15 protein-coding genes and 1 pseudogene are annotated in these 22,148 nt (G+C 71.5%); 7 read left to right on the forward strand and 9 right to left on the reverse strand.

Features of this window, described 5'->3' with window-relative positions; all coding sequences use genetic code 11:
* Positions 1–110: 110 nt before the first annotated feature.
* Genes ACFW1I_RS00515 through ACFW1I_RS00525 form a run of 3 tightly spaced genes read right to left on the reverse strand, consistent with a single transcriptional unit; the run spans position 111 to position 3,762 of the window.
* On the reverse strand, positions 111–1,037 hold the full coding sequence (locus ACFW1I_RS00515) for a carbohydrate ABC transporter permease (protein WP_384664665.1): 927 nt from the start codon (positions 1,035–1,037) through the stop codon (positions 111–113).
* Positions 1,034–2,086 (reverse strand): ABC transporter permease, encoded by a 1,053-nt coding sequence (locus tag ACFW1I_RS00520; protein WP_384664667.1) that lies wholly within the window; start codon positions 2,084–2,086, stop codon positions 1,034–1,036. Before ACFW1I_RS00520 ends, ACFW1I_RS00515 begins: the two co-directional genes overlap by 4 nt.
* Complete coding sequence (locus ACFW1I_RS00525) at positions 2,086–3,762, reverse strand: extracellular solute-binding protein (protein WP_384664669.1); 1,677 nt, start codon at positions 3,760–3,762, stop codon at positions 2,086–2,088. Before ACFW1I_RS00525 ends, ACFW1I_RS00520 begins: the two co-directional genes overlap by 1 nt.
* A gap of 333 nt (positions 3,763–4,095) precedes the next feature.
* On the opposite strand from ACFW1I_RS00525, the gene ACFW1I_RS00530 reads away from it, so the two are divergent.
* The 5 genes from ACFW1I_RS00530 (at position 4,096) to ACFW1I_RS00550 (ending at position 10,492) form a co-directional block, all read left to right on the forward strand.
* Positions 4,096–6,951: a glycoside hydrolase family 3 C-terminal domain-containing protein gene (locus tag ACFW1I_RS00530; protein WP_384664671.1), complete on the forward strand. Its 2,856-nt coding sequence runs from the start codon at positions 4,096–4,098 to the stop codon at positions 6,949–6,951.
* 363 nt (positions 6,952–7,314) lie between these two features.
* Positions 7,315–9,597, forward strand: a complete 2,283-nt coding sequence (gene yicI, locus ACFW1I_RS00535) for an alpha-xylosidase (protein ID WP_384664673.1) — start codon at positions 7,315–7,317, stop codon at positions 9,595–9,597.
* Between the two features lie 182 nt (positions 9,598–9,779).
* Positions 9,780–10,073, forward strand: a complete 294-nt coding sequence (locus ACFW1I_RS00540) for a hypothetical protein (RefSeq protein ID WP_384664675.1) — start codon at positions 9,780–9,782, stop codon at positions 10,071–10,073.
* Positions 10,074–10,085: 12 nt separating this feature from the next.
* A complete protein-coding gene (locus ACFW1I_RS00545) occupies positions 10,086–10,388 on the forward strand; it encodes a hypothetical protein (protein ID WP_384664677.1) in 303 nt (100 codons plus the stop codon).
* Positions 10,295–10,492 carry a glycoside hydrolase family 95-like protein gene (locus ACFW1I_RS00550; RefSeq protein WP_384664864.1) on the forward strand — a complete coding sequence of 66 codons (198 nt, stop codon included), beginning with the start codon at positions 10,295–10,297 and terminating at the stop codon, positions 10,490–10,492. The genes ACFW1I_RS00545 and ACFW1I_RS00550 overlap by 94 nt, the downstream gene beginning before the upstream one ends.
* A gap of 97 nt (positions 10,493–10,589) precedes the next feature.
* Here ACFW1I_RS00550 and ACFW1I_RS00555 read toward each other — a convergent pair whose 3' ends face one another.
* The 5 genes and pseudogenes from ACFW1I_RS00555 to ACFW1I_RS00575 form a co-directional block, all read right to left on the reverse strand.
* Positions 10,590–11,822, reverse strand: coding sequence for a serine hydrolase domain-containing protein (locus ACFW1I_RS00555; RefSeq protein WP_384664866.1), 1,233 nt, complete (start codon positions 11,820–11,822; stop codon positions 10,590–10,592).
* Positions 11,823–12,044: 222 nt separating this feature from the next.
* Positions 12,045–12,176: pseudogene (locus ACFW1I_RS00560) on the reverse strand (IS5/IS1182 family transposase); the annotation flags it as partial.
* A gap of 695 nt (positions 12,177–12,871) precedes the next feature.
* Positions 12,872–13,912 (reverse strand): ABC transporter ATP-binding protein, encoded by a 1,041-nt coding sequence (locus ACFW1I_RS00565; protein ID WP_384664678.1) that lies wholly within the window; start codon positions 13,910–13,912, stop codon positions 12,872–12,874.
* An 11-nt stretch (positions 13,913–13,923) separates the two neighbouring features.
* Entirely contained in the window at positions 13,924–15,513 is a 1,590-nt protein-coding gene (locus tag ACFW1I_RS00570) for an ABC transporter permease (RefSeq protein WP_384664680.1), read from the reverse strand.
* Between the two features lies 1 nt (position 15,514).
* Positions 15,515–16,534: an iron ABC transporter substrate-binding protein gene (locus ACFW1I_RS00575; protein ID WP_384664682.1), complete on the reverse strand. Its 1,020-nt coding sequence runs from the start codon at positions 16,532–16,534 to the stop codon at positions 15,515–15,517.
* Positions 16,535–16,759: 225 nt separating this feature from the next.
* On the opposite strand from ACFW1I_RS00575, the gene ACFW1I_RS00580 reads away from it, so the two are divergent.
* Positions 16,760–19,366: an AMP-binding protein gene (locus ACFW1I_RS00580; RefSeq protein ID WP_384664684.1), complete on the forward strand. Its 2,607-nt coding sequence runs from the start codon at positions 16,760–16,762 to the stop codon at positions 19,364–19,366.
* A 33-nt stretch (positions 19,367–19,399) separates the two neighbouring features.
* Here ACFW1I_RS00580 and ACFW1I_RS00585 read toward each other — a convergent pair whose 3' ends face one another.
* The gene (locus ACFW1I_RS00585; protein WP_384664686.1) at positions 19,400–20,128 is read right to left on the reverse strand and encodes an HAD family hydrolase; all 729 of its coding nucleotides are present in this window, start codon (positions 20,126–20,128) and stop codon (positions 19,400–19,402) included.
* 545 nt (positions 20,129–20,673) lie between these two features.
* Here ACFW1I_RS00585 and ACFW1I_RS00590 point away from each other — a divergent pair.
* Positions 20,674–22,143 (forward strand): NUDIX domain-containing protein, encoded by a 1,470-nt coding sequence (locus ACFW1I_RS00590; protein WP_384664688.1) that lies wholly within the window; start codon positions 20,674–20,676, stop codon positions 22,141–22,143.
* Positions 22,144–22,148 lie beyond the last annotated feature (5 nt).

Raw genomic sequence — 22,148 nt, forward strand, 5'->3', positions numbered from 1 at the left:
TCGTAGAGCTACCCCGCGGCCGGCGGGGGGTCGGGGGGGGGGGGGGGGGGGGGGGGGGGGGGGGGGGGGGCCCCCCCCCCCCCCCGCGGGGGGGGCGCGATCGGAGGGCGTCAGCCCTTGACGGCTCCCGTGAGCATGCCCTTCTTGAAGTGCCGCTGGACGAACGGGGAGGCCACCGCGACCGGGATCAGCGCGAGGACCATGACGGCCATCTGCAGGCCCAGGGAGGAGAGTTGGCCGGTGCGGACCGCCTGCTGGAGGCCGGTCGGCGCCTCGGTGTTCTTCTGGACCAGTTGGATGAGCACGTTCTGCAGCGGCATCATCGACTGGTCGCTGAGATAGATGGACGCGTTGAACCAGGCGCTCCAGTACCCGACCGCGTAGAACAGCGAGATGACGGCCAGCACCGCGCGCGACAGCGGCATGATGATGGTCAGCAGGATGCGCGTCTCACTGGCCCCGTCGATGCGGGCCGACTCGGTGAGTTCGGGTGAGATCCCCATGAAGAAGGCCCGCAGGACGAGGATGTTGAAGACGCTGACGGCACTCGGCAGGATCAGCGAGAGATAGGTGTCGGTGAGGCCCATCGACTGCACCAGCAGGTACGTCGGGATGAGGCCGGCCCCGAAGAACATGGTCGCCATGATGGCCATGAGGAAGAACCGGTGCCCGAGACTCCCCGGCCGCGAGAGGCCGTAGGCCGCGAGGACCGACACCGTCATCGAGAACAGCGTGCCGACGAGCGTGACGCCCACCGAGACCATGATCGCCCGGCTGACCTGGCCACCGCTGAGCAGTTCCGTGTAGTTGACGAAGGTGATGCCCTGGGGGATCACGACGAGGCCGCCGACCTGGTCGATCACGGACTTCGGCGAGAGGCTGGTGACGATCACGATCCACAGCGGACCGAGCACCCCCAGACAGCAGAGCACGAGGAAACCGCCCTTGGCGGTGAGCCCCGCCTTGCTCGGCGGCTCCTCCCACACCGGGCGGGCGGGAGCCTTGAGGCTGCGGATGAGCTGCGTGTCGAGACTCACTTCTTGTACACCCCCTGCTCGCCCAGCAGGTGCGCGAACTTGTTCGCGCCCAGGACGAGACCGACTCCGATGAGTCCCTTGACCAGGCCGACCGCGGCCGCGTAGCTGAAGTCGCCGTTCTGGATACCCATGTTCCACACGTAGGTGTCGAGGACCTCGCTGGCCCCCGCGCCGACCGCGTACCGCTGGAGCAGGTACTGCTCGAATCCGACGCTCAGCGCGTCGCCCACCCTGAGGACCAGGAGCAGGGCGATCACCGGTCGCAGCGCGGGCAGCGTGACGTGCCACATGCGTCGCCAGCGCCCCGCACCGTCCATGGCGGCGGCCTCGTACAGGTCGGTGCTGACGGCGGACAGCGCCGCGAGGAAGACGATGACCCCCCAGCCGGCGTCCTTCCACACGGCCTGCGCGGTGACCAGGTACTTGAAGAGGTCCGCGTCGGTCATCAGGTCGAAGCCGCTCCACCCGTGCTCCTCCAGGGTCTGCGCGATGATGCCCGCGCCGCCGAGGACCTGCTGGAAGACGGTGACCACGAGGACCCACGAGAAGAAGTGCGGCAGATACATGATCGCCTGCGCCACGGCCCGCACCCGGGGCCGGATCACGCTGTTGATGACCAGCGCGAGGGCGATGGGGACCGGGAAGAACAGCACCAGTTGGAGCACGAACAGGACGAGGGTGTTCTTCGTGGCGCTCCAGAACAGCGGGTCGTCGAGCATGCGGGAGAACTGCTCCACGCCCACCCAGGGGCTGTGGAGGATCGCCGTGATGCCGTTGCTGGAGACGTACGGGTCGTAGTCCTGGAAGGCGACGACGTTGCCGAGCAGCGGGACGTAGTTGAAGAGCAGGAGCAGAAGGATGACGGGCATCGTCATCAGGATGAGCGCGCGGTCGCGGCGCCACCGGACCCGGAAGGGGACCCTGCCCGCCTTGCCGGCCCTGCGCGGCACGCTCTCCTTCACGGTCGCCGCGGTGACCGTGGCCCTCGGCTCCTCGACGGCCGCGGTCGGACGCGTCCCCTCGGGCCTGCTCCCGGCCGTGATGGACATCAGTTGCCGCTGCCGTTCTTGTCGAGGAGCTCCTTGTACCAGTCGCGCAGCTTGTCGCCGCCGGAGGACTTCCAGGTGGAGATGGCCTGCTGGATGTCGGAGAGCTTCTTGTTGCCGCGCACGAAGTCGATCTCCAGCTGCTCGAACTGGCTGGAGAGGGTGGCGTATCGGGCCGGCTCGACGATGTTCATGCCGTAGGTGGACGTCTTCTTGACGAGGGCGCCCTGCCGCTGCTGCCACTCGACCTGCATGCGGGCGATCTCGGGGAGGTCGGGGTGGGCGGTGTAGGGAGCCGGGGCCGCCAGCAGCACCCAGGCGTTGTTCACCTCCTGGACACCCAGGTCGTTCTTGACCGGGGCGCCGTTCTCGACCGTGTAGTGGGTGCCCTCGACGCCGTAGTCGACGAACATCCGCTCCTTGGTGCCGTAGGGTGCCGCCGCGAAGTTGGCGGCGGCCAATGCGTTCTCGACCGTCTCCTTCGAGGCGCCCTTGCGGATCATCGACCAGATGGCGGCGGGCTGGCTGGGGTACAGCGTCGGGCTGCCGCCGTCGGCGCCGAAGTAGTCCATGCCGTGGATCTCGAAGTCCGGGTTGGACTTGGCCTGTTCGGTGGTCTTGCCGTACCAGGCGGACATGTCGTTGTTGTGGACCAGGATCTGTCCCGAGGTGAACCGCTGGCTGGCATCGCCCGTGTTCGCCTTGTCGTCGGGATGGACGACGCCCGCGGCGAACAGCTTGCGGACCCACTCCAGGTGTTCGAGGTACTGGGGGTGCTCGATGCGGTACGTCAGCCTGCCGTCGTCCCCGATGTTCCAGCCGAGCGAGCCGGCAGGGAGGACGCTGAAGATGCCGGCCGCCGACCACCTCATGTCACCGCAGGCCCACACCCTGGCCTTGGCGCTGGTGGCCTCCTTGGCCCAGCTGAGGAACTCGTCGGCCGACTTGGGGACGGTGTAGCCCCTCTTGTCGAAGACGTCCTTGCGGTAGAAGGGCACGATGCCGGGCACGGCGGCAGCGGGCATCGGGATCCCGCGCAGCGCGCCGCCGAAGATGCTCATGCGCCAGGAGTCGGACGGGATCGCGGCCAGGTTCGGGTACTTCTTGACCTTGTCGCCCGCAAGGTAGGGGCCGAGGTCCATGAACTTGGCGGTGACCGCGCTCGAGATCTTGCCGACCAGTTCCCAGCTCGGCACGACCACCATGTCGGGTATGGAGCTGGAGGCGAGCACCGCACCGAGCTTCTCGCCGTAGGTGTTGCCGTCCTGGTTCTGCCAGGTGATCTTCGTGCCCGCTGCGGCGTCGAGCGCCGTGTAGTACGCGCACCCGGCCTTCGGCGGAGTGCCCCAGAGCGGGGCCATGATCTCAAGGGGAGCGCCGGTGCCGAGCTTCGTCGGAACCGAGGTGGCGAGGGTCGCGAGGTCGACCTTGCTGGTGTAGCCCTCCGTCGAGCCGTTCTTCGACGGAATGTCCGGCTTGGCGACCGTGCTGGCGACATGGGCGGGGAGCAGCTTGTCCGCGGCCTTGCCCGACGTGGCGCCCTCTCGCGACGCGCCGCTCTCCGCATCGCTGCAGGCGGTGAGGAGCGGCATTCCCCCGGCCACCGCTGCGGTGGCGACCGCCGTGGAGGCGAGGAAGCTTCTCCGGCTCAGTCCGGAGGAGGCGGCATTCGGCGTCATTGCGTCAACCCTTCGTGGCGCACCTGGACACCCGGCGGTGGGCCGTCGGCTGCGGTGTCGTGACTGGAACTGGCTGAGCGGAAAGCGGGCATCCGACCACTGCGACGTGATCGCAGTCGAAGCGCTTCGATGTTGCAGTGAGGTTAAGTGAACACCCAAGGGCGCACAAGAGTCGCTTCCAAGATTCCTCCGAGGGACGGGAGGTGACTGCTGGCCATTCGCTGTACACCCTGCCGGATGTGCTGGTGCCGCTCTCTTGACACTCCCCCTGGGGCCTGATGAGCATCGAAGCGCTTCACGAGCATGCGCCGCTCCATCTCAAGGGGATTCCACGTGTCCGCACACACGCCGCACGCACCACTGCCTTTCCGCGATCAGCGACTGTCCTTCGCGAAGCGCGTCGACGACCTCCTGTCGCGGCTCACCCTCGACGAGAAGACCGGATTCCTGCACCAGTTCGCGCCGGCCGTGGAGCGGCTCGGCATCGCCGCCTTCCGCACCGGCCAGGAGGCCCTGCACGGCGTGGCCTGGATGGGTCCGGCCACCGTCTTCCCGCAGGCAGTGGGCCTCGGCGCGACCTGGAACACGGATCTCGTACGGAGGGTCGGCGAGGCGGTGTCCAAGGAGGTCCGGGCTATGCGGGCCCGCGACGACCGGGTGGGCCTGAACGTCTGGGCCCCGACCGTGAACCTGCTGCGCCACCCTCTGTGGGGCCGCAACGAGGAGGGCTACTCGGAGGACCCGAAGCTCACCTCGGCCATCGCCACCGCCTACACCCGCGGCCTGCGCGGCGAGCACCCGACGTACTGGCGCACCGCGCCCGTCCTCAAGCACTGGCTGGCCCACAACAACGAGACGGCCCGCGACGTCGCGTCCTCCTCGGTCCGCCCGCGCGTCCTGCACGAATACGACCTGCGCGCCTTCCGCGAGACGGTCGAGGCGGGCGCCGTAGCCGGTGTGATGCCCGCGTACAACCTGGTCAACGGCCGCCCCAACCACGTCTCGCCCCATCTGCGCGAGCACCTGCGCACCTGGACCGACGAGGAGCTGATGGTCTGCTCCGACGCGGGCGCGCCCTCCAACCTGGTCGACTCCGAGCACTACTTCGACACCCACGAGGAGGCGACGGCCGCCGCGCTGCTGGCCGGCGTCGACAGCTTCACCGACCACGGCACCGACAGCTCGAAGATCACCACACGGGTCCGCGGCGCCCTGGAGCGGGGCCTGCTGACCGAGTCCGACGTCGACGCGGCGGTCCGCCGCCAGCTCTCGGTGCGTTTCCGTCTCGGCGAGTTCGACCCGGAACACGACCCGCACGCGCTCACCACGGACTTCGACACCCCGGCCCACCGGGCCCTCGCCCAGGAGGCGGCCGAGCAGGCGGTCGTCCTGCTCAAGAACAGCGGTGACCTGCTGCCGCTCGCGCCCGGCACCCGGCTCGCGGTGGTCGGCCTGCTCGCCGACGAGTGCAAGCTCGACTGGTACAGCGGCACGCTCCTGCACCGCAGCACGCCGCTGGCCGGCCTGTCCGAGCGGTTCGGCGCGGAGCACGTGCAGTTCGCGGAGGGCGTGGACCGGATCCTGCTGAAGACCTCGGCCGGAACCTTCCTGCACGTCCCCGAGGCCGACGCCGCCGACGAGGTGCGCGGCGCCGGAGGCGCCCTCGACCCGGCCCTGCTCGCGGGCCGGACGGACCTGCCCCCGCTCACCACCGACGCGACCGGCACCGAGCTCTCCCTCGTCGACTGGGGCGAGGGCGTGCTGACCCTGCGCGCCCCCGACGGCCGCTACCTCTCCGTCGCCGAGGACGGCCTTGTCCGCGCCTCCGCCGACCGGCCCGGAGGCTGGGTCGTCCAGGAGACCTTCCGGCTGGAACCGCACGAGGACGGCCACCTCCTTCGGCCCATCGGGACGGGTCACCCCCTCTCTGTCGCCGCCGACGGCCTGAAGGTTGCCGCCGGGAACGGGAAGGGCGGGGAGGTCTTCGAGGTGGTCGTCGTCGAGAGTGGCGAGGACGCGGTGAGCAGGGCCGCCTCGCAGGCGGACGTGGTCGTGGTGGTCGCGGGCAACGACCCGCACATCAACGGCCGCGAGACCGAGGACCGTACGACCCTCGCCCTCCCCGCCCACCAGGAGCGCCTCCTGCGCGCGGCCCGCACGGCCAACCCGAACACGGTGCTGGCCCTGGTCTCGGCGTACCCCTACGCGGTCGACCACGCGGAGGTCCCGGCGCTGCTGTGGACGGCCCACGGCGGCCAGGCGGCCGGCAGCGCCCTGGCCCGGATCCTGGCCGGCGACGTCTCCCCCGCCGGCCGCCTCCCGCAGACCTGGTACGCCGACGACTCCGACCTGCCCGACCTCCTCGACTACGACGTGATCGGCGGCCGCCAGACGTACCTCTACTTCGAGGGCACGCCCCTCTTCCCGTTCGGCCACGGCCTGTCGTACGCGTCCTTCTCCTACGAGGACCTCACGCCCTGCGTCGAGGACGGGACGCTGCACGTGTCCTTCACGGTCGCCAACACCGGTGGCGTCACCGCGGACGAGGTCGCCCAGCTCTACACCCGGACCGTGGAGCCGACGGTGCCGCGGCCCCGCAGGGAACTGGCCGCGCACCAGCGGGTGACGCTCGCGCCCGGCGAGGTCACGGAGATCTCCTTCCGGGTGCCGATGTCGGCCCTCGCGTTCTGGGACGTCGCGCAGGGACGCCACCGGGTGGCACCGGGCCGCTACGAGATCCTCGTCGGAGCGTCCAGCGAGGACATCCGCCTGGCCCGTACCGTCGACCTCGACGGCGAGCCGTCCCTCCCCCGGCCGGTCATGGCGGGCGGCCTGGAGGCGGTGAGCTTCGACGAGCAGCGCGACACGGAGATCGTGGACCGCTCGAGGACATCGGGTGACTCCGTCGCCCCGGTGACCGGCCTGCGGGGCGAGCTGGTGTTCCGTGACTGCGACTTCGGAGAGGGGGCCGCGGGGATCACGGTGGTGGCCTCGGGTGAGGGCACGGTCGAACTCTCGCTGGGAGACGGACCGGTACTGGCGGCCCTCACGCTTTCCCCGGAGGCGGCGGCCGGGCCCTACGACTACGCCACGGTGAGCGCCCCCGTCGTCGCGGCTGCCGGTGTGCATGACGTCCGCCTCGGACTGCGCGGCCCGATGCGACTCGCGTGCGTCGGCTTCACCGCCTGATGCGGCTCTCTGTGACTCATGACCACGGTCTGGCCCGGCGCGCCATCGAAGCGCTTCACTTCGAGCAAAAGGCGTTGCTGCAGTGGACCCTTCTTCCTTACCAGGCATTGACATCATGTCTCAGATGATGACAGCGTCGAAGCGCTTCACCAATCGATGTCTCTCCGCTCGTGAGGTGTCCCTCCCGTGGGTTCTGCTTCCCAGCCCCGAGGGCCCGTCCCCGGAGCACGACGAGTACTCGGGCGCCGGAACTCGGGACACCGTGTCCGATGCATCCGGGCTCACCCGAACGCCCAAGGACAGCCACCACTGGAACCGGGGCCTGATCACCGCGCACCGCGCGCGGACGGAGGAAACCAGCCGATGAAGTTCACCGACGGCTACTGGCTGATGCGTCCCGGAGTGACCGTGCGCCACGCCACCGAGGTCGCGGAGGTCCGGGCCGACGAGCACCGGATGACCCTCTACGCGCCGGTGAAGCACGTGCGCGGCCGCGGCGGCACGCTCAACAGCCCGCTGCTGACGATCGAATGCTGGTCGCCGGCCGAGGGCGTGATCGGGGTACGTGCCACCCACCACGCCGGTTCGGTGCGGCGGGGGCCGGAGTTCGCGCTGCCCGGCGCTGAACCGGAGATCGGAAAGGTGCACCGGGACGGCACGGTGGTCGAGCTCAGTGCGGGCGAGCTGTCGCTGCGGGTGGACACCTCCCGGCCGTGGCGACTGGAGTTCACCGCCGGTGGTCGGGTGCTGACCTCCGTGGGTGAGCGCGGGACCGGCTTCGCCACCGACGGCGACGGCCGGCACTTCATGCTCGGACAGCTCGCCCTGGGGGTCGGCGAGCTGGTCTACGGACTCGGTGAGCGGTTCACGCCGTTCGTGCGGAACGGGCAGGTGGTGGACATCTGGCAGGCGGACGGCGGCACCAGCAGCGAGCAGGCGTACAAGAACATCCCCTTCCACCTGACCAACCGCGGCTACGGCGTCTTCGTCAACCACCCCGGCAAGGTCAGTTACGAGGTCGGCTCCGAGTCGGTCGGCCAGGTCCAGTTCAGCGTCGAGGACCAGTCGCTGGAGTTCTTCGTCGTTCACGGCCCGACCCCGAAGCAGGTCCTTCAGCGCTACACCGCGCTCACCGGCCGCCCCGCCCTGCCCCCGGCCTGGGCGCTGGGCCTGTGGCTGACCACCTCCTTCACCACCGACTACGACGAGGCGACCGTCAACCGCTTCGTCGACGGGATGGCCGAGCGCGGCATCCCGCTGAGCGTGTTCCACTTCGACTGCTTCTGGATGCGCGGCTACCAGTGGAGCGACTTCGTCTGGGACTCCGACACCTTCCCCGACCCGGCCGGCATGCTGGCGCGCCTCAAGGAGCGGGGGCTGCGGATCTCCGCCTGGATCAACCCGTACATCGCGCAGAAGTCGGCCCTGTTCGAGGAGGGCATGCGCGAGGGCCACCTGGTGCGGCGCCCGGACGGCAGCGTCTGGCAGTGGGACCTCTGGCAGCCCGGCATGGCCCTGGTGGACTTCACCAGCCCCGCCGCCCGCGACTGGTACACCGGCAAGCTGAAGACACTGCTCGACCAGGGCGTGGACTGCTTCAAGACCGACTTCGGCGAGCGCATCCCCACCGACGTCGTGTGGCACGACGGCTCCGACCCGGAGCGGATGCACAACTACTACACCCAGCTCTACAACCAGGCCGTCTTCGACCTCCTGCACGCGGAGCGCGGCGAGGGCGAGGCGCTGCTCTTCGCCCGTTCCGCCACCGCCGGCGGCCAGCAGTACCCGGTGCACTGGGGCGGCGACTGCGAATCCCACTTCAACGCCATGGCCGAGTCACTGCGCGGCGGACTCTCCCTCGGCCTGTCCGGCTTCGGGTTCTGGAGCCACGACATCGGCGGATTCGAAGGGACCCCGACGCCCACCGTCTTCAAGCGCTGGGTGCAGTTCGGGCTGCTCTCCTCGCACAGCCGCCTGCACGGCAGCAAGTCCTACCGCGTGCCGTGGGACTACGGCGAGGAAGCCGTCGACGTCACCCGCGAGTTCACCCTCCTCAAGCACCGCCTCGCCCCCTACCTCCAGCGCGCCGCCCAGCAGGCCCACGCCACCGGCATCCCGGTGATGCGCGCCATGGTGCTCGAGTTCCCCGACGACCCGGCCGCCGCCACGCTCGACCGGCAGTACATGCTCGGCGACGACCTGCTCGTCGCCCCGGTCTTCACCGACGACGGCACGGTCGACTACTACGTCCCCGAAGGGACCTGGACCAACCTCCTGACCGGCGCGCAGGTCACCGGCCCCCGCTGGGTCCGCGAGCAGCACGACTTCCACACCCTGCCGCTGCTGGCCCGCCCGGACTCGGTCATCGCGCTGGCCGCCGACGACCAGCACCCCGTCTCGGCCTGGGCGGGCGGCGTCGAACTGCGGGTCAACGCCTTCGCCGACGGCGCCGAGCACACCGTCGTGATCCCGCGCTCCGACGGCCCGGGGGAGACTGCCCGGTTCCACCTGAGCCGCCGGGGCGACCGCCTGCACGTGACCACCGACAGCCCGCACCCGTGGCAGGTGCGGATCGGCAGCCCGAACGCGACCGCCCACGCCCGGCCGGCCGGCACCTCGGAGGCCGACCTGCCGTACCCGGCCTGAACCCGACAGCCGGGGCTCGGCACCGACCGGTCCCGAAGTCGGTCACGTCGGCAGGCAGGGCGCGCGAACGGCGTCCTGGCCGGGCGTCCGGGCACGGGCGCCCGGCGGGGGCGCCGTCGTATCAGCACGCGTGCACCGTCCGGGCCGTACCCACCGACAGCACCTTCAGCGCCGACGGCCCGGTGCTCCGGTTCAGCGGCTGCGCCACCCTGACCCTGTTCGTCGCCGCCCGGACGGACTACAAGCTCGACGCGGCGTCCGGGTGGCGCGGAGCCGACCCCGCCCCGGTCGTGGCGAGCACCCTCGGCAGGGCGGCGGCCCGTTCCTACGACGAGCTGCGCAACGAGCACACCGCCGAGACGCGAGCCCTGATGCACCGCGTCTCGTTCGCCTGGGGCACCACCGACGCCGCCGTCGTCGCCCTGCCCGCCAGGTCCCGGCTGGTCCGGTACGCGGCCGGCGGGGCGGAACCCTAACTCGAACGGACGATGTTCGACTACGGCCGGTACCTGCTGATCAGCTCCCAGCCGGGTGGCGACCCGCAACGCCTTCGGCCAGGCCACGCGCGGCTGGACCGCCCGCACCAGCCATTCTGCAACCACCCGCCCTTCCAGATGGACGGCAACTTCGGCATCACGGGCGCGGTGGCGGAGATGCTGCTGCAGAGCCACGACGGCGCCATCCACCTGCTGCCCGCCTGCCGGCCGCATGGAAGGCCAAGGGCTCGTTCACCGGGTTCCGCGCTCGCGGCGGTTACGAGGTCAGCTGCGAGTGGCGGGACGGGAGGGTGACGTCGTACAGGATCGTGGCCGACCGGGCGCAGAGCCGGAGGACCGTCACGGTGCGGGTGAACGGCACGGCCCTGGAGGTGAGGCCGCTCAAGCCCTCCCTGTGACACCAGCGGGTCCGGCGCTCCTCCGGCAGCCGTCGTCGCAGGGCGCGTGTCGTGGGAGCGTCACCGGCCGTGGACGGGGCCTGGATGCCCCGGTGGTTCAGCCACCCGATCCCCCGTCGATCGGGGCACCGGTGATGGCCCGCATCTCCTGCCCGATCATCTCCGGCAGCGGTGTGCCGTCGCGGTTGCCGAGGATGACTCCGACCCAGCCGGTGTCCGGGTAGATGTCCCAGTTGGCGCAGACCCCGGGGTTGCCGCCGGCGCGCTGGTAGTTCCACTGGCCGTTGACGATGGAGACCGGAATCCCGTACGCCCCGAACGACGCCGGTCCGTGGGGGATCTTGGCGGCGGTGAGCACGTCGGCCCAGGGCCGGTCCAGGACCGTGCCGTCGCCCAGTGCGCGGGCGAACCGAACCAGGTCCGGCGCGGTGGCGAAGCCGCCGTCCCCGGGGGCGTCGATGAAGGCGCGGCCCGGATTCTTGCCGAGTAGGTTCGGATCCGGGCTGCTCTTGTCCAGGTTGCGGATAGCGTCCACCACGCTGCCGTCCGCCAGTCGCATGTGCGGGTGCGCGATGTGCGCGTCGGCGAGCCACTGCGGCCTGGTGCAGAACGCCGAGCCGGTCATGCCGCAGCGCCGGAAGATGTTCTCCTGCACGTAGTCCCAGTACGTCTCGCCGGTCACTGCCTCCACGATCAGCGCGGCGAGGGTGACCTCCGCCTCCTCGTGCGCGGTGCCGGGAACGCCCGGGACACCCACCGGTCTCGCCTGCCGGGCCCGCTGCTCGTAGTACGCATGCACCTCGTCCCGGCTCCGGAAGACGCGCTGCACGTCCTCATCCGGGCTGTGCAGCCCGGAGGTGCCGGACAGCAGGTGGTGGAGGGTCACCTGCTCGGCGACCTCCTTGGCGAAGCCCTTCAGATGGGTGCCCACCGTGTCCGACAGCTTCACCCTGCCCTGCTGCGCCAACTGCAGGACGGCCACCGCACCGAACGGCTTGCCCGCCGAGCTGAGGCTGAACGCGACGCCCTCGTGGTTGGCGATCCCCTTCTCCTCGTCGGCCATGCCATAGCTGCGGGACAGCACCGTCCGGCCCCGGTGCGACAGCAGCACCACGCCGGAGAACCTGCCTTCGGCGGCCAACCTGGCCACATACCGGTCGTAGGCTCCACCAGGCCGGGTGTTCGGCGGGATCGGGCCGCGCGGGGCCTGGTCGGCGTGGCCGGGCTGGGCGCCCACCAGCGACGCCCCTGCCGCCACGCCGACGGCCGCCGACCCGCCCCACCCCAGCAGCCGCCTCCGGTTGACACCGCGTACGGAATCCGCGTCCATGATCACAGTCCTTTCCCGATGAACGAACCGACCGTCTCTGCGCCGTGGCCCATGACTCCACTGAAGACGGGGACCTGTTGCGGTGGCGTATGAGCTTTCCGATACGTCCGCGATAAGCGTTCCGGGAGGATCACCGGCCGTCGTGCCGAGGCCCACCCGGCGCGAGCGGCCCGTTGCGGCCCCGGCGTTCGGCGCCCAGGTGGGCGAAGTAGTCGACCAGGTCGCCAGATGGATCTTGCTGGTCAGGCCGCCTCGGGACCGGCCGAGGGCCGGGTCGCGGAGCCCCCTTTTTCTGGCCCCCGCCGCGTGCTGATGAGCCCGGACGACCGGGGAGTCGACCGACACCAGCCACTCGATGGTGGCCCACGGACCGTGGTGGGCCGTCCGCCGGTCTGGCCTCGGCGGCGGTTGATCAACGACAGACGATTCCGGGTCCGGACTGGTGTGCCATGGCGGGACGTCCCTGTCCAGTAGGCCCATGGGGCCGGGTCTACGACCTGTTCCGCCGCTGGCAGCGCAACGGCACCTGGCACCGGATCCTCACCCGCCTCCAGTCCCTGGCCTGCACCAAGCTGCACCTGACCGTCGAGCGGGGGCAAAAGCCCATGGCGATCGTGGTCACGGCAGGTCAGCGCGGGGACTCGCCGCAGTTCGAACCGGTGCTGGGGAAGGTCCGCGTGCCCCGCATCGGGCCGGGCCGGCCCCGCGGACAAGGCGGACCAGGCCCGCAACCGCGGAAAGCTGGGCTCCCGCGGCGGGCGGCCGCCGCGCTTCGACCCGGTCGACTACCGCGGGCGCCACGCGGTCGAGTGCGGAACGAACCTCTCAAGAAACACCGGGCAGCGGCCACCCGCTACGACGAACTCGCCGTTCGCCATGAAGCAGCGGTGCTGGTCGCAGCCCTCGATGAGTGGCTGTGACCAGCACGTCAGCAGCAGGCCCTATCGACAGAGGGCGGCAACTTGCCCCCACTCTCCGAACGATCATTCGACGGCGTCGCTGCACCGAACCGCACCATCCCGCGGCAAGACCCGCTTTCGACTCACGCCCTAACCGGGGTGCAGGGTGGCTTCGCCGGTGAGGCGGACGCCGACCCTCCGGCCCGGTTCCACCCGCAGCGGAGTGGGCGTGCGGATGTCGACCGGCTCGTCCAGGCCGGCGACGGCGACCGTGACCAGGGCGTCGTGGCCGAAGAAGCGGACGTCGGTCACGACGCCTTCGGCATCGGCACCGTCCGGCTCCGCGAGCCGGAGCTGCTCGGGCCTCAGGAGGACGAGGCCCTCGCGCCGGCCCGCCGGAGCGGCAGCCAGCGGGACGCGCCCCAGCACGGTCGTGGCCACGCCCTCGTCGGCGGTGCCGGGCACCAGGACGGCGTCTCCGACGAACTGGGCCAGCCACGGGTCCACCGGCCGGTGGTACAGCTCCTCCGGGGTGGCGCACTGGGCCACCCGCCCCTCGCGCAGGACGGCGACGACATCGGCGGTGGACAGCGCCTCCTGCTGATCGTGCGTCACGAGCAGTCCGGTCGCGCCGCTCTCCCGGAGCACGGCACGGACCTCGGCCCGTACGGCGTCGCGCAGTCCGCTGTCGAGTGCGCTGAACGGTTCGTCGAGCAGCACGAGATGGGGCTGCGGGGCGAGCGCCCGGGCGAGGGCCACGCGCTGTTGCTGGCCGCCGGAGAGCTCGTGCGGCATGCGGTCGCCGTAGCCGGGCAGACCCACCAGGTCGAGCATCTCCCCCACCCGCGCCCGCCGGGCCGCACGGTCGAGGCCGCTCAGTCCGAAGGCGACGTTCCGGGCCACGCTCAGGTGCGGGAAGAGCGCGCCCTCCTGCGGGACGATCCCGATGCGGCGCCGTTCGGGCGGCAGGTGGACGCCGGGGCCGCCGAGGAGCCGGCCGGCGACGGTCACGGTGCCGGCGTCGGCCTTCAGGAACCCCGCGATCACCCGCAGCAGGGTGGTCTTGCCGCAGCCGGAGGGGCCGAGCACGGCGGCCAGGGCGCCGCCGGGGACGGCGAGGTCCAGGCCGTCGAGGACCGGCGCCCCCGGCCCGTACGCCTTGACGACCTGGCGGACCTCGAGCTCGTTCATGTCCCGGTCGTTCATGTGCGGTGCCTTCCGAGGAGGTACGAGGGGATGGCGGCCAGCAGGATCAGCGCGGCGGCGTAGGGGGCGGCCGCGGCGAAGGATCCGGTGCCGGTCTCGGTCCACAGCCGGGTCGCCAGGGTGTCCATGCCGGTGGGGCGCAGCAGCAGCGTGGCGGGGAGTTCCTTCATGCAGACGACGAAGGTGAGGGCGGCGCCGGCCGCGACGCCGGGTGCGGCGAGCGGCAGCGTGACCTCCCGGAGCACGCCGAGGGGGGTACGCCCCAGGGAGCGGGCGACGTCGTCGAGCACGGGCGGGGCCTGGAGGACGGCCGCCCGGGTGGCGGCCACCGCGACGGGCAGGAAGAGGACCGCGTAGGCGCAGATCAGCAGCGGGGTTTCCTGGTAGAGCGGGCGCGCGTAGCGGACGGCGAAGAAGACGAGTGCCAGGGCGACGGTGATGCCGGGCACCGCGTGGCCGGCGTACGCGGCCTGTTCGAGGAGGTGGGCGAGGCGGCCGCGGTGCCGGGCGGCGATGACGCCGACCGGCAGCGCGAGCAGAGCGGTGAGGGCGGCGCCCGCGGCGGCCACTCCCAGGGTGGTCAGGGCCGTGGCCGTCAGCGTGGCCGGGTCCCATGTCGCGGAGGTGCCGACGGCGAGCCAGTACCCGAGCGTGGCGAGCGGGAAGCCGACGGCCAGGGTGACGACGGCGCCGCACCAGGCGAGCGCGAGGGGCTTCAGGCGTCCGAGGGCGGCGGGGACGGCCCGTCGGGCGGTGCCCGTGCCGGTACGGGAGTAGTCGGCGCGGCCCCGGGTACGGGTCTCGGCGGCGACGAGCAGCACCGTCATGACGACCAGGACGGCGCTGAGCGCGGCGGCCGGGGTGCGGTCGAAGCTGGCGCGGTAGGAGGTGTAGATGCCCCGGGTGAAGGTGTCGTACCGCATGAGGGAGACGGCGCCGAAGTCGGAGAGCACGTACAGCGCGACGAGCAGTCCGCCGCCGGCGGCGGCGGGGCGCAGCTGGGGCAGGGTGATGCGCAGGAAGGTGCGCAGCGGACCGTGGCCGAGGGAGCGCGCGACCTCTTCGTGGCCGGGGTCGGTGCCGCGCAGCGCGGCGGCGACCGGGAGGTACACGTAGGGGAAGCTCGCCAGGGTCAGGGCGATCGCCGAGCCGGTGAAGCCGGAGAGGGAGGGCGCGGCGGACAGCCACGCGAACGCGGTGACGTAACTGGGCACCGCCAGCGGCAGCGTGACGAGTACCGACCAGGCGCGGGCGCCGGGCAGCGCCGTGCGGACCGTGAGCCAGGCGAGCGAGACGCCGATGAGCAGGCAGGCGGCGACGACCACAGCGGTCAGGCCGAGGCTGCGCAGCAGGAGTTCGCCGGTGCGGGGGTCGGCGATGACGTCCCAGGCGAAGGCGGGGCCGTGTTCGAGGGCGCGCACGCCGAGGTAGCCGAGCGGCAGCAGGGCGAGGGCGGCCGCGAGCACGGCGGGCACGATCAGGGTCGGGGACGGCCGGCCGACGGCACGCCCCCGCCCGGCAGGTGCCTTGGCGCCTGCCGGGCGGGGGTCGCGTAGGGCCGGGGCGGAGCGCTCCGGTGCGGTCACGTCAGACCAGTCCGACGTCCTGGAGCATGGCCAGCGTCTCCTTGAGGGAGGACAGCCGGCCGAGGTCGATCTTCGGCGGCTGGAGGGTCTCCAGTGGCGGCACGCCCTCGGCGGTCTTCACTCCGGCGGCCAGCGGGTACTCCTTGGTCTCCTCGGCGAAGTAGCTCTGGGCCTCGGCGGAGAGGAAGTAGTCGACGGCCTTCTGCGCGAACGCGGCCTGCTTCTCGTCGGCGCCCTTGAGGATGCCGACGCCGGCGACGTTGACCAGGCCGCCGGGGTCGCCCTTGGGCAGGTAGTGGATCTTGGCCTTGAGTTTGTCGGCGCCCTTCTCGGCGGCCTGCTCGTACCAGTAGTAGTGGTTGATCAGACCGAGCGAGACCTCGCCCTTGTCGACGGCCTCCAGGACCTTCAGGTTGTTCTCGTACGCCTTGGGCTCGTTGGCCTTGAGTCCCTTGAGCCAGGTGCGGGCGGCGTCGTCGCCCTCCAGGACGCGCATGCCGGTGACGAACGCCTGGAAGGAGGCGTTGGTCGGGACGAAGCCGATCTTGCCCTTCCATTCCGGCTTCACCAGTTCGTGCACGCTGTTCGGGGGCGTCGGCACCTGGTCGGGGTTGTAGCCGAGGACGCGCACGCGGCCGCTGACTCCGGTCCAGTCGTCGGCGGAGCTGCGGTGGGCGGGGTCGACCTTGTCGAGGGTGGCCTTGGGGAGCGGGGCGAGGCGCTGCTCCTTGGAGAGCGCGCCGAGGGCGCCCGCGTCCTGGGAGAGGAAGAGACCGGCCTCGGTCTTGTCGCCCTCCTCCAGGAGCTGCGCGGACAGTTCGGCGCTGTCGCCGTACCGGACCTCGACGTTGGCGCCGAGGTGCTTCTCCAGCTTCTCGATGAGCGGCTTCACGAGGTTCTCGTTGCGGCCGGAGTAGATGACGAGGTCGGCCGGCTCATCACTGCCGCAGGCGGCGATGAGGGGGGTGAGCAGGACGGCCGCGGTGAACGCGGTCAGCGTGCGGGCCAGGGGGCGGCGCATACGGGAGGGCCTTCCTGCTGTTCTCGATCGACGAATCCTGTGAATACGGAATTGATAAGGTAAAGCTAACCTAAGGGTCAAGTCAGGATTCGATAACGGTCCGTCGAATCCGGCGAGCCGGCGAGTCCGTCGCGTCCGTCGCGTCCGTCGCGTCCGTCGACAAAGAGACATCTGCAACATCCTCCCCCTCTTCCCGCTAAGGGAAGCCTTACCTACGATGCGCCCGTGACGCTCCTCCCCGCCCCGCCCGTCGGCGGCCACGCCCTCCCGCTCGCCCGTGACCTCGCACTCCACGGCGACCGCACCGCCCTGCTGACGGCCGACGGTGAACTCTCCTACCGCCGGCTGGCCACGCGGGTCGAGGAGACCGCCCGCCGGCTCGGCCCCGAGCGGCGGCTGGTCCTCCTGCCGGGTGCCAACACCGTCGGGGCGCTCGTCGCCCACCTGGCCGCGCTCTCGGCCGGCCACGCGGTGCTGCTCGTGCCCGGCGACCACCCCGACGCGATCGCCGCGCTCACCGCCGCGTACGACCCGGACGTCGTGATCCACCCGGAGGACGGCGACGAGTGGCGCGTCGAGGAGCGGCGCCCCGCCTCCGCGCACACCCTCCACCCCGACCTCGCGCTGCTGTTGAGCACCTCCGGCTCCACGGGCTCCCCCAAGCTGGTCCGGCTCTCGTACGAGAACCTCCAGGCCAATGCCGAGTCGATCGCCGCGTACCTCGGCATCCGCGACACCGACCGGGCCGCGACCACCCTGCCGATGCACTACTGCTACGGCCTGTCCGTGATCCACAGCCATCTGCTGCGCGGCGCCGGACTCGTCCTCACCGGCCTCTCGGTCGCCGACGCCTGCTTCTGGGACCTCTTCCGGACGGCCGGCGGCACCGCGCTCGCGGGCGTCCCGTACACCTTCGACCTGCTCGACCGGGTCGGCTTCGCGGACATGGAACTCCCGCGGCTCCGGTACGTCACCCAGGCGGGCGGCCGTCTCGCGCCCGACCGGGTCGCGCACTACGCCGAACTGGGACAGCGGCGCGGCTGGGACCTCTTCGTCATGTACGGCCAGACGGAGGCGACGGCCCGCATGGCGTACCTGCCTCCCGCACTGGCCGCCGAGCACCCCACGGCCATCGGCGTCCCCGTCCCCGGCGGCTCGTTCCGCCTTGAGCCGGTCGAGGAGGCGTCCGAGGACGTGGGCGAACTCGTCTACACCGGCCCGAACGTCATGCTCGGCTACGCCCGCACCCCCGAAGACCTCGCCCTCGGCCGCACGGTCGACGCCCTGCGCACCGGCGACCTCGCCCGCCGCACCGAGGCGGGCCTGTACGAGATCGTCGGGCGGCGCAGCCGCTTCCTGAAGATCCTCGGACTGCGCGTCGACCCCCAGCGGATCGAGGCCCTGCTCGAACGGCACGGCCTGGACGCCCTGTGCGCGGGCGACGACGAGCACATCGTGCTCGCCGTCGTCCGCCGGCCCGGGTGGGACGAGCGGCGCGTACGAAGACGCGTGGCCGACGAATGCGGCCTTCCCGCCCGCGCCCTCCAGGTCCACCTGCTGCCCGAACTCCCCCGGCTGGTCACGGGCAAGCCCGACTACCAGGCCGTCCGCGCCCTGAGCCGGCCGGCCGAACAGCCCCCGGCCGACGGCGAGGGAACGCCGGACGATCTCCGCGCGCTCTACGCACGGATCCTGGACCGCCAGGACGTGACGCCCGACAGCACGTTCGTCTCCCTCGGCGGCGACTCCCTCTCGTACGTCGAGATGTCCCTCCACCTCGAATCCCGCCTCGGCCGGCTGCCCTCGAACTGGCACACGACCCCCCTCCGCGAACTGGAGCAGAGCGCACGGGCCGGCCGGGGCGGCCGGTCGCGGCGACGGAGCGTGGAGACCAGCGTCGTCCTGCGTGCGGTGGCGATCGTGTGCGTCGTCGGCTCCCACATCCGACTCTTCGAGATCCGCGGCGGTGCCCATCTGCTGCTCGCCATCGCCGGGTTCAACTTCGCCCGCTTCCTGCTCTCCTCGGACGAACGCCGCGAGCGGACGCGCCGCTCGGCCCGCAGCATCGCGCGGATCGCCGTCCCCACCATGGCCTGGACCGCCGTCGCCCTCCTCATCAGCGACGACTACGACCTGTCCAACCTGTTCCTGCTCCACAACGCGCTCTGGCCGGAGGTCATGGGGACCGGCATCCACCTCTGGTTCGTCGAGGCCCTCGTCTACATCCTGCTGGCCCTGACGGCCCTGCTCGCCCTCCCCTCCGTCCACCGCCTGGAACGCCGATTCCCGTACGGGCTGCCGGTCGCCCTGGTCGGACTCGGTCTGCTCACCCGCTACGAGCTGGTGGGCCTGCCGGCCCGCGCCCAGATCACCGACGCGGTCACCGTGTTCTGGCTCTTCGCCCTCGGCTGGGCCGCGGCCCGCTCCCGGACGGTGCCGCACCGGATTCTGGTCACGGCCACCGCCCTGGCCACCGTCCCGGGCTTCTTCCCCGGCGAGCCTCGCCGGGAGCTGTTCGTCATGATGGGCTTCTGTCTGCTGGTGTGGTTCCCCACCCTGCCGAGCGTTCACCGCGTCAACCGGGTGGCCGGCCTGCTCGCGGGCAGTTCGCTCGCCATCTACCTGACGCACTGGCAGGTCTTTCCGCTCGTCGACGGCGTCTCGGAACCCCTGGCCCTCGTCGTCTCCCTGCTCTTCGGCATCGGATACGCCACGGGCGTCGACTGGCTCGTCCGGCGAGCGTCGGCACTCCGGGCCGCCGGGCGCCTCGTACCCCGGCCCCGGGCAGAGCCCGAGCCCGAGCCGGCCGGGGCCGGTACGACACCCTCATGACCGCGGTCGGCGCGCGCCCGCCCGCGGTGCGGTTCAACCGTGCGGCGAGGCAAAGCCGGCCAGGGCGTCATGCAGGCCCTGGAGGTCTTCCAGCGTCTCGAGAACCACATCGGCCCCCGCCTCTCGCAGGGCGGCAGCCGGGGTCTTCCCGGACGCGACCGCGACGACCGCGGCACCGCCTTCGAGACCGGTACGGACGTCCTCCAGGGAGTCGCCGATGATGACGGTGTCGGCGCGGGTGAAGGCCGTCCCGTGCTTGGCCTGGGCCCGTTTCCGGGCGATGTCGACGAGCGCCGGCCGGTGCTGGTCGTCGGAGGCGTATCCGCCGATCTCGGCGTCGACGTAACCACCGAGGTCGAAGGCCGCGAGCTTCAGCAGGGCGTTGGGCTTGAGGTTGCCCGTGACGACCGTCGGAACGTACTCGGGGCGGTCGTGGACCGAGCGCAGCGCTTCGACGGCGCCGGGCATGAGGACGCCGTGTGCGCGCAGCTCCTCCGCGTGGGCGGCGAGGCGTTGGGGGACGAGGTCCACCATCCGCGGCAGCAGCTCGGGGAGGTCGTGCTCCGAGACGCCGTTGTCCAGGAGGAGGGCGCGAATCGCGAGCGGCATCGTGACGCCCGTACCGCGAGCGGGGAGGTGTTCGGCGGGGCGACCGACGACCTCGGCGAAGGCTTCCCGGTAGACCTGTCGGTCGATGTCACCGACGTACAGCAGCGTACGGTCGATGTCCCACAAGATCAGAACCTGCCCGGTCTGCGTCACGATCGACTCCTCGTCCCCATCACGGTGGCGGCCCGTTGCTGCGGGTCCCGAGCGTATGGGGTGCGGTCGCCCGGCTGCAGCCCGGCCGGCAGGGACCGGCCGTGGATCCGTTCCGCCCGACGCGCTCCGCGTGCCGCTGCTGCCGCGTTCCCCGCACTGCGAGGAGATGTCCGGCCCGGCCACCGGCAGCGCGGGAGACTTCTGTCGCTCACGGCCGAGCACCGGCGTTTCGGCCAACCTGTCCCGCCCGCGCGCTCTTGCGCGGCAAGGGTCGGTGCACTGCGCACCTTCGGAGAACCGCTGGATTCCAGGGTGCGCAACCCGACCGAAAGACACGTGTTCGAAATCGCGGCGGCGTCGTTGGACAAGCCGACACCACCCGCACGCCCCCGCGGGCGCCGGGGGCGAAGCTGTACGGCGGCCCGCCGCCCTACGACCAGCGTCCGCGCGGGCGGCCCGTACCAGGGCATCTGCACCGCCCAGGCCGCTCCGTCCGGGATCGAGCCCGCGAAGTACGCCCCTACGTCGAAGGCGAGACGACGCTCATGCCTCCCAGTTCCTCCTCCATCCGCAAGACGGTCGAGTCGTACCTCGTCCGCCACCCCGACGAGCGGGACGCCCTGTCCGGGCTGCTCGCCTCCTTGGACCGGCCCGTCGACGTGACCGCCCGGACCACGCTGCCCGCGCACGTCACCTGCAGCGCCGTCGTCATCGACCGCCGGCACCGGGTCCTGCACGTCCGGCACCGGACCACCGGCCTCACGCTCACCCCCGGCGGCCATGTCGAGCCCGGCGACCGCACCCTCCTCGCCGCGGCGCTGCGCGAGCTGCGGGAGGAAGCCGGGATCGCGCCGGGGGCGCTGTGCCTGTCCCCGCAGGTGCTCGGTTCTCCGGTCGACATCGACGTCCACGGCATCGACGCCGACCCCGCCAAGGGCGAACCGGCCCACCAGCACGTCGACTTCCGCTACGTGTTCTACCTGGCCGACGAGGAGCCGCCGGCGATCACCTTGCGGGACGAGGAGGTGTCCGGCGCCCAGTGGCTTCCGTTGTCGGAGGTCACCTCCCCGACCCTGCGCGCGAAACTCCTCGACGCGCGGCTGGACGGACGGCCGGAACCGGTGAACGCGTCCGCACTGATCCACGACGGGGGTGGCAGGTATCTGCTCCATCTCCGCGATCACACGCCAGGAATCTGGCAGCCGGGCGTCTTCGCGCTCCTCGGCGGCGGCCGCAGGAGAGACGACCGGAGCCTTGAGGAGACCCTGCTGCGCGAACTGTCCGAGGAGGTACCAGGGCTGCGTCTGGAGGGCCTTGAGCCGTACGCCGCGGAGGAGGCCACGAGCGTGGACGGACTGCGCGTGCCCATCAGGGTCTTCTCCGGCCGCTGGCGCGGCAACCCCGACGCGCTCCCGCTGCGGGAGGGCGTCCTGTTGCGCTGGTTCGGCCCTGACCAGCTGGACCGGCTGAGGCTGAACCCCGGGCTCGGCTCGCTGATCCGCCGCCATGCGGCCGAGCACGAGCAGCACGCGACGAAACAAGCGAACCAGGCGCCACCCGTGTGGGACGGAGGCGGCCGGACCGTGCTGCACGGCATCGGCGTCCACCTCCACCTGGAAGACGACGAGGGCCGGGTGCTCCTGGGCCTCCGCCACCCCGACTCCCGCTACGCGGGCGGCACCTGGCACTACCTGGCGGGGCGGTGCGAGCAGGAGTCCGCCACCGCGTGCCTGATCCGCGAGGCGTGGGAGGAGGCGGGACTGGTCGTCGACCCCGCGGACGTGGAGCTCGCGCACGTCGTGCACGTCGTGGACACCCCAGGCGGGCAGCCTTTGATGCAGCTGGTGTTCCGAGCCCGCCGCTGGAAGGGAACCCCCGAGGTCCGCGAACCGGACAAGTGCCTCGGCTGGCGATGGTGGCCGCCGCACGAGCTCCCGGACCGGCTCGTCCCCTATACGCGGACGGCCCTCACCGGGATCGCCGCCGGCCGCGCCTACTCGCAGATGGGCTGGTGAACGGC

The organism is Streptomyces sp. NPDC058955, assembly GCF_042741435.1.
Classification (GTDB): domain Bacteria; phylum Actinomycetota; class Actinomycetes; order Streptomycetales; family Streptomycetaceae; genus Streptomyces.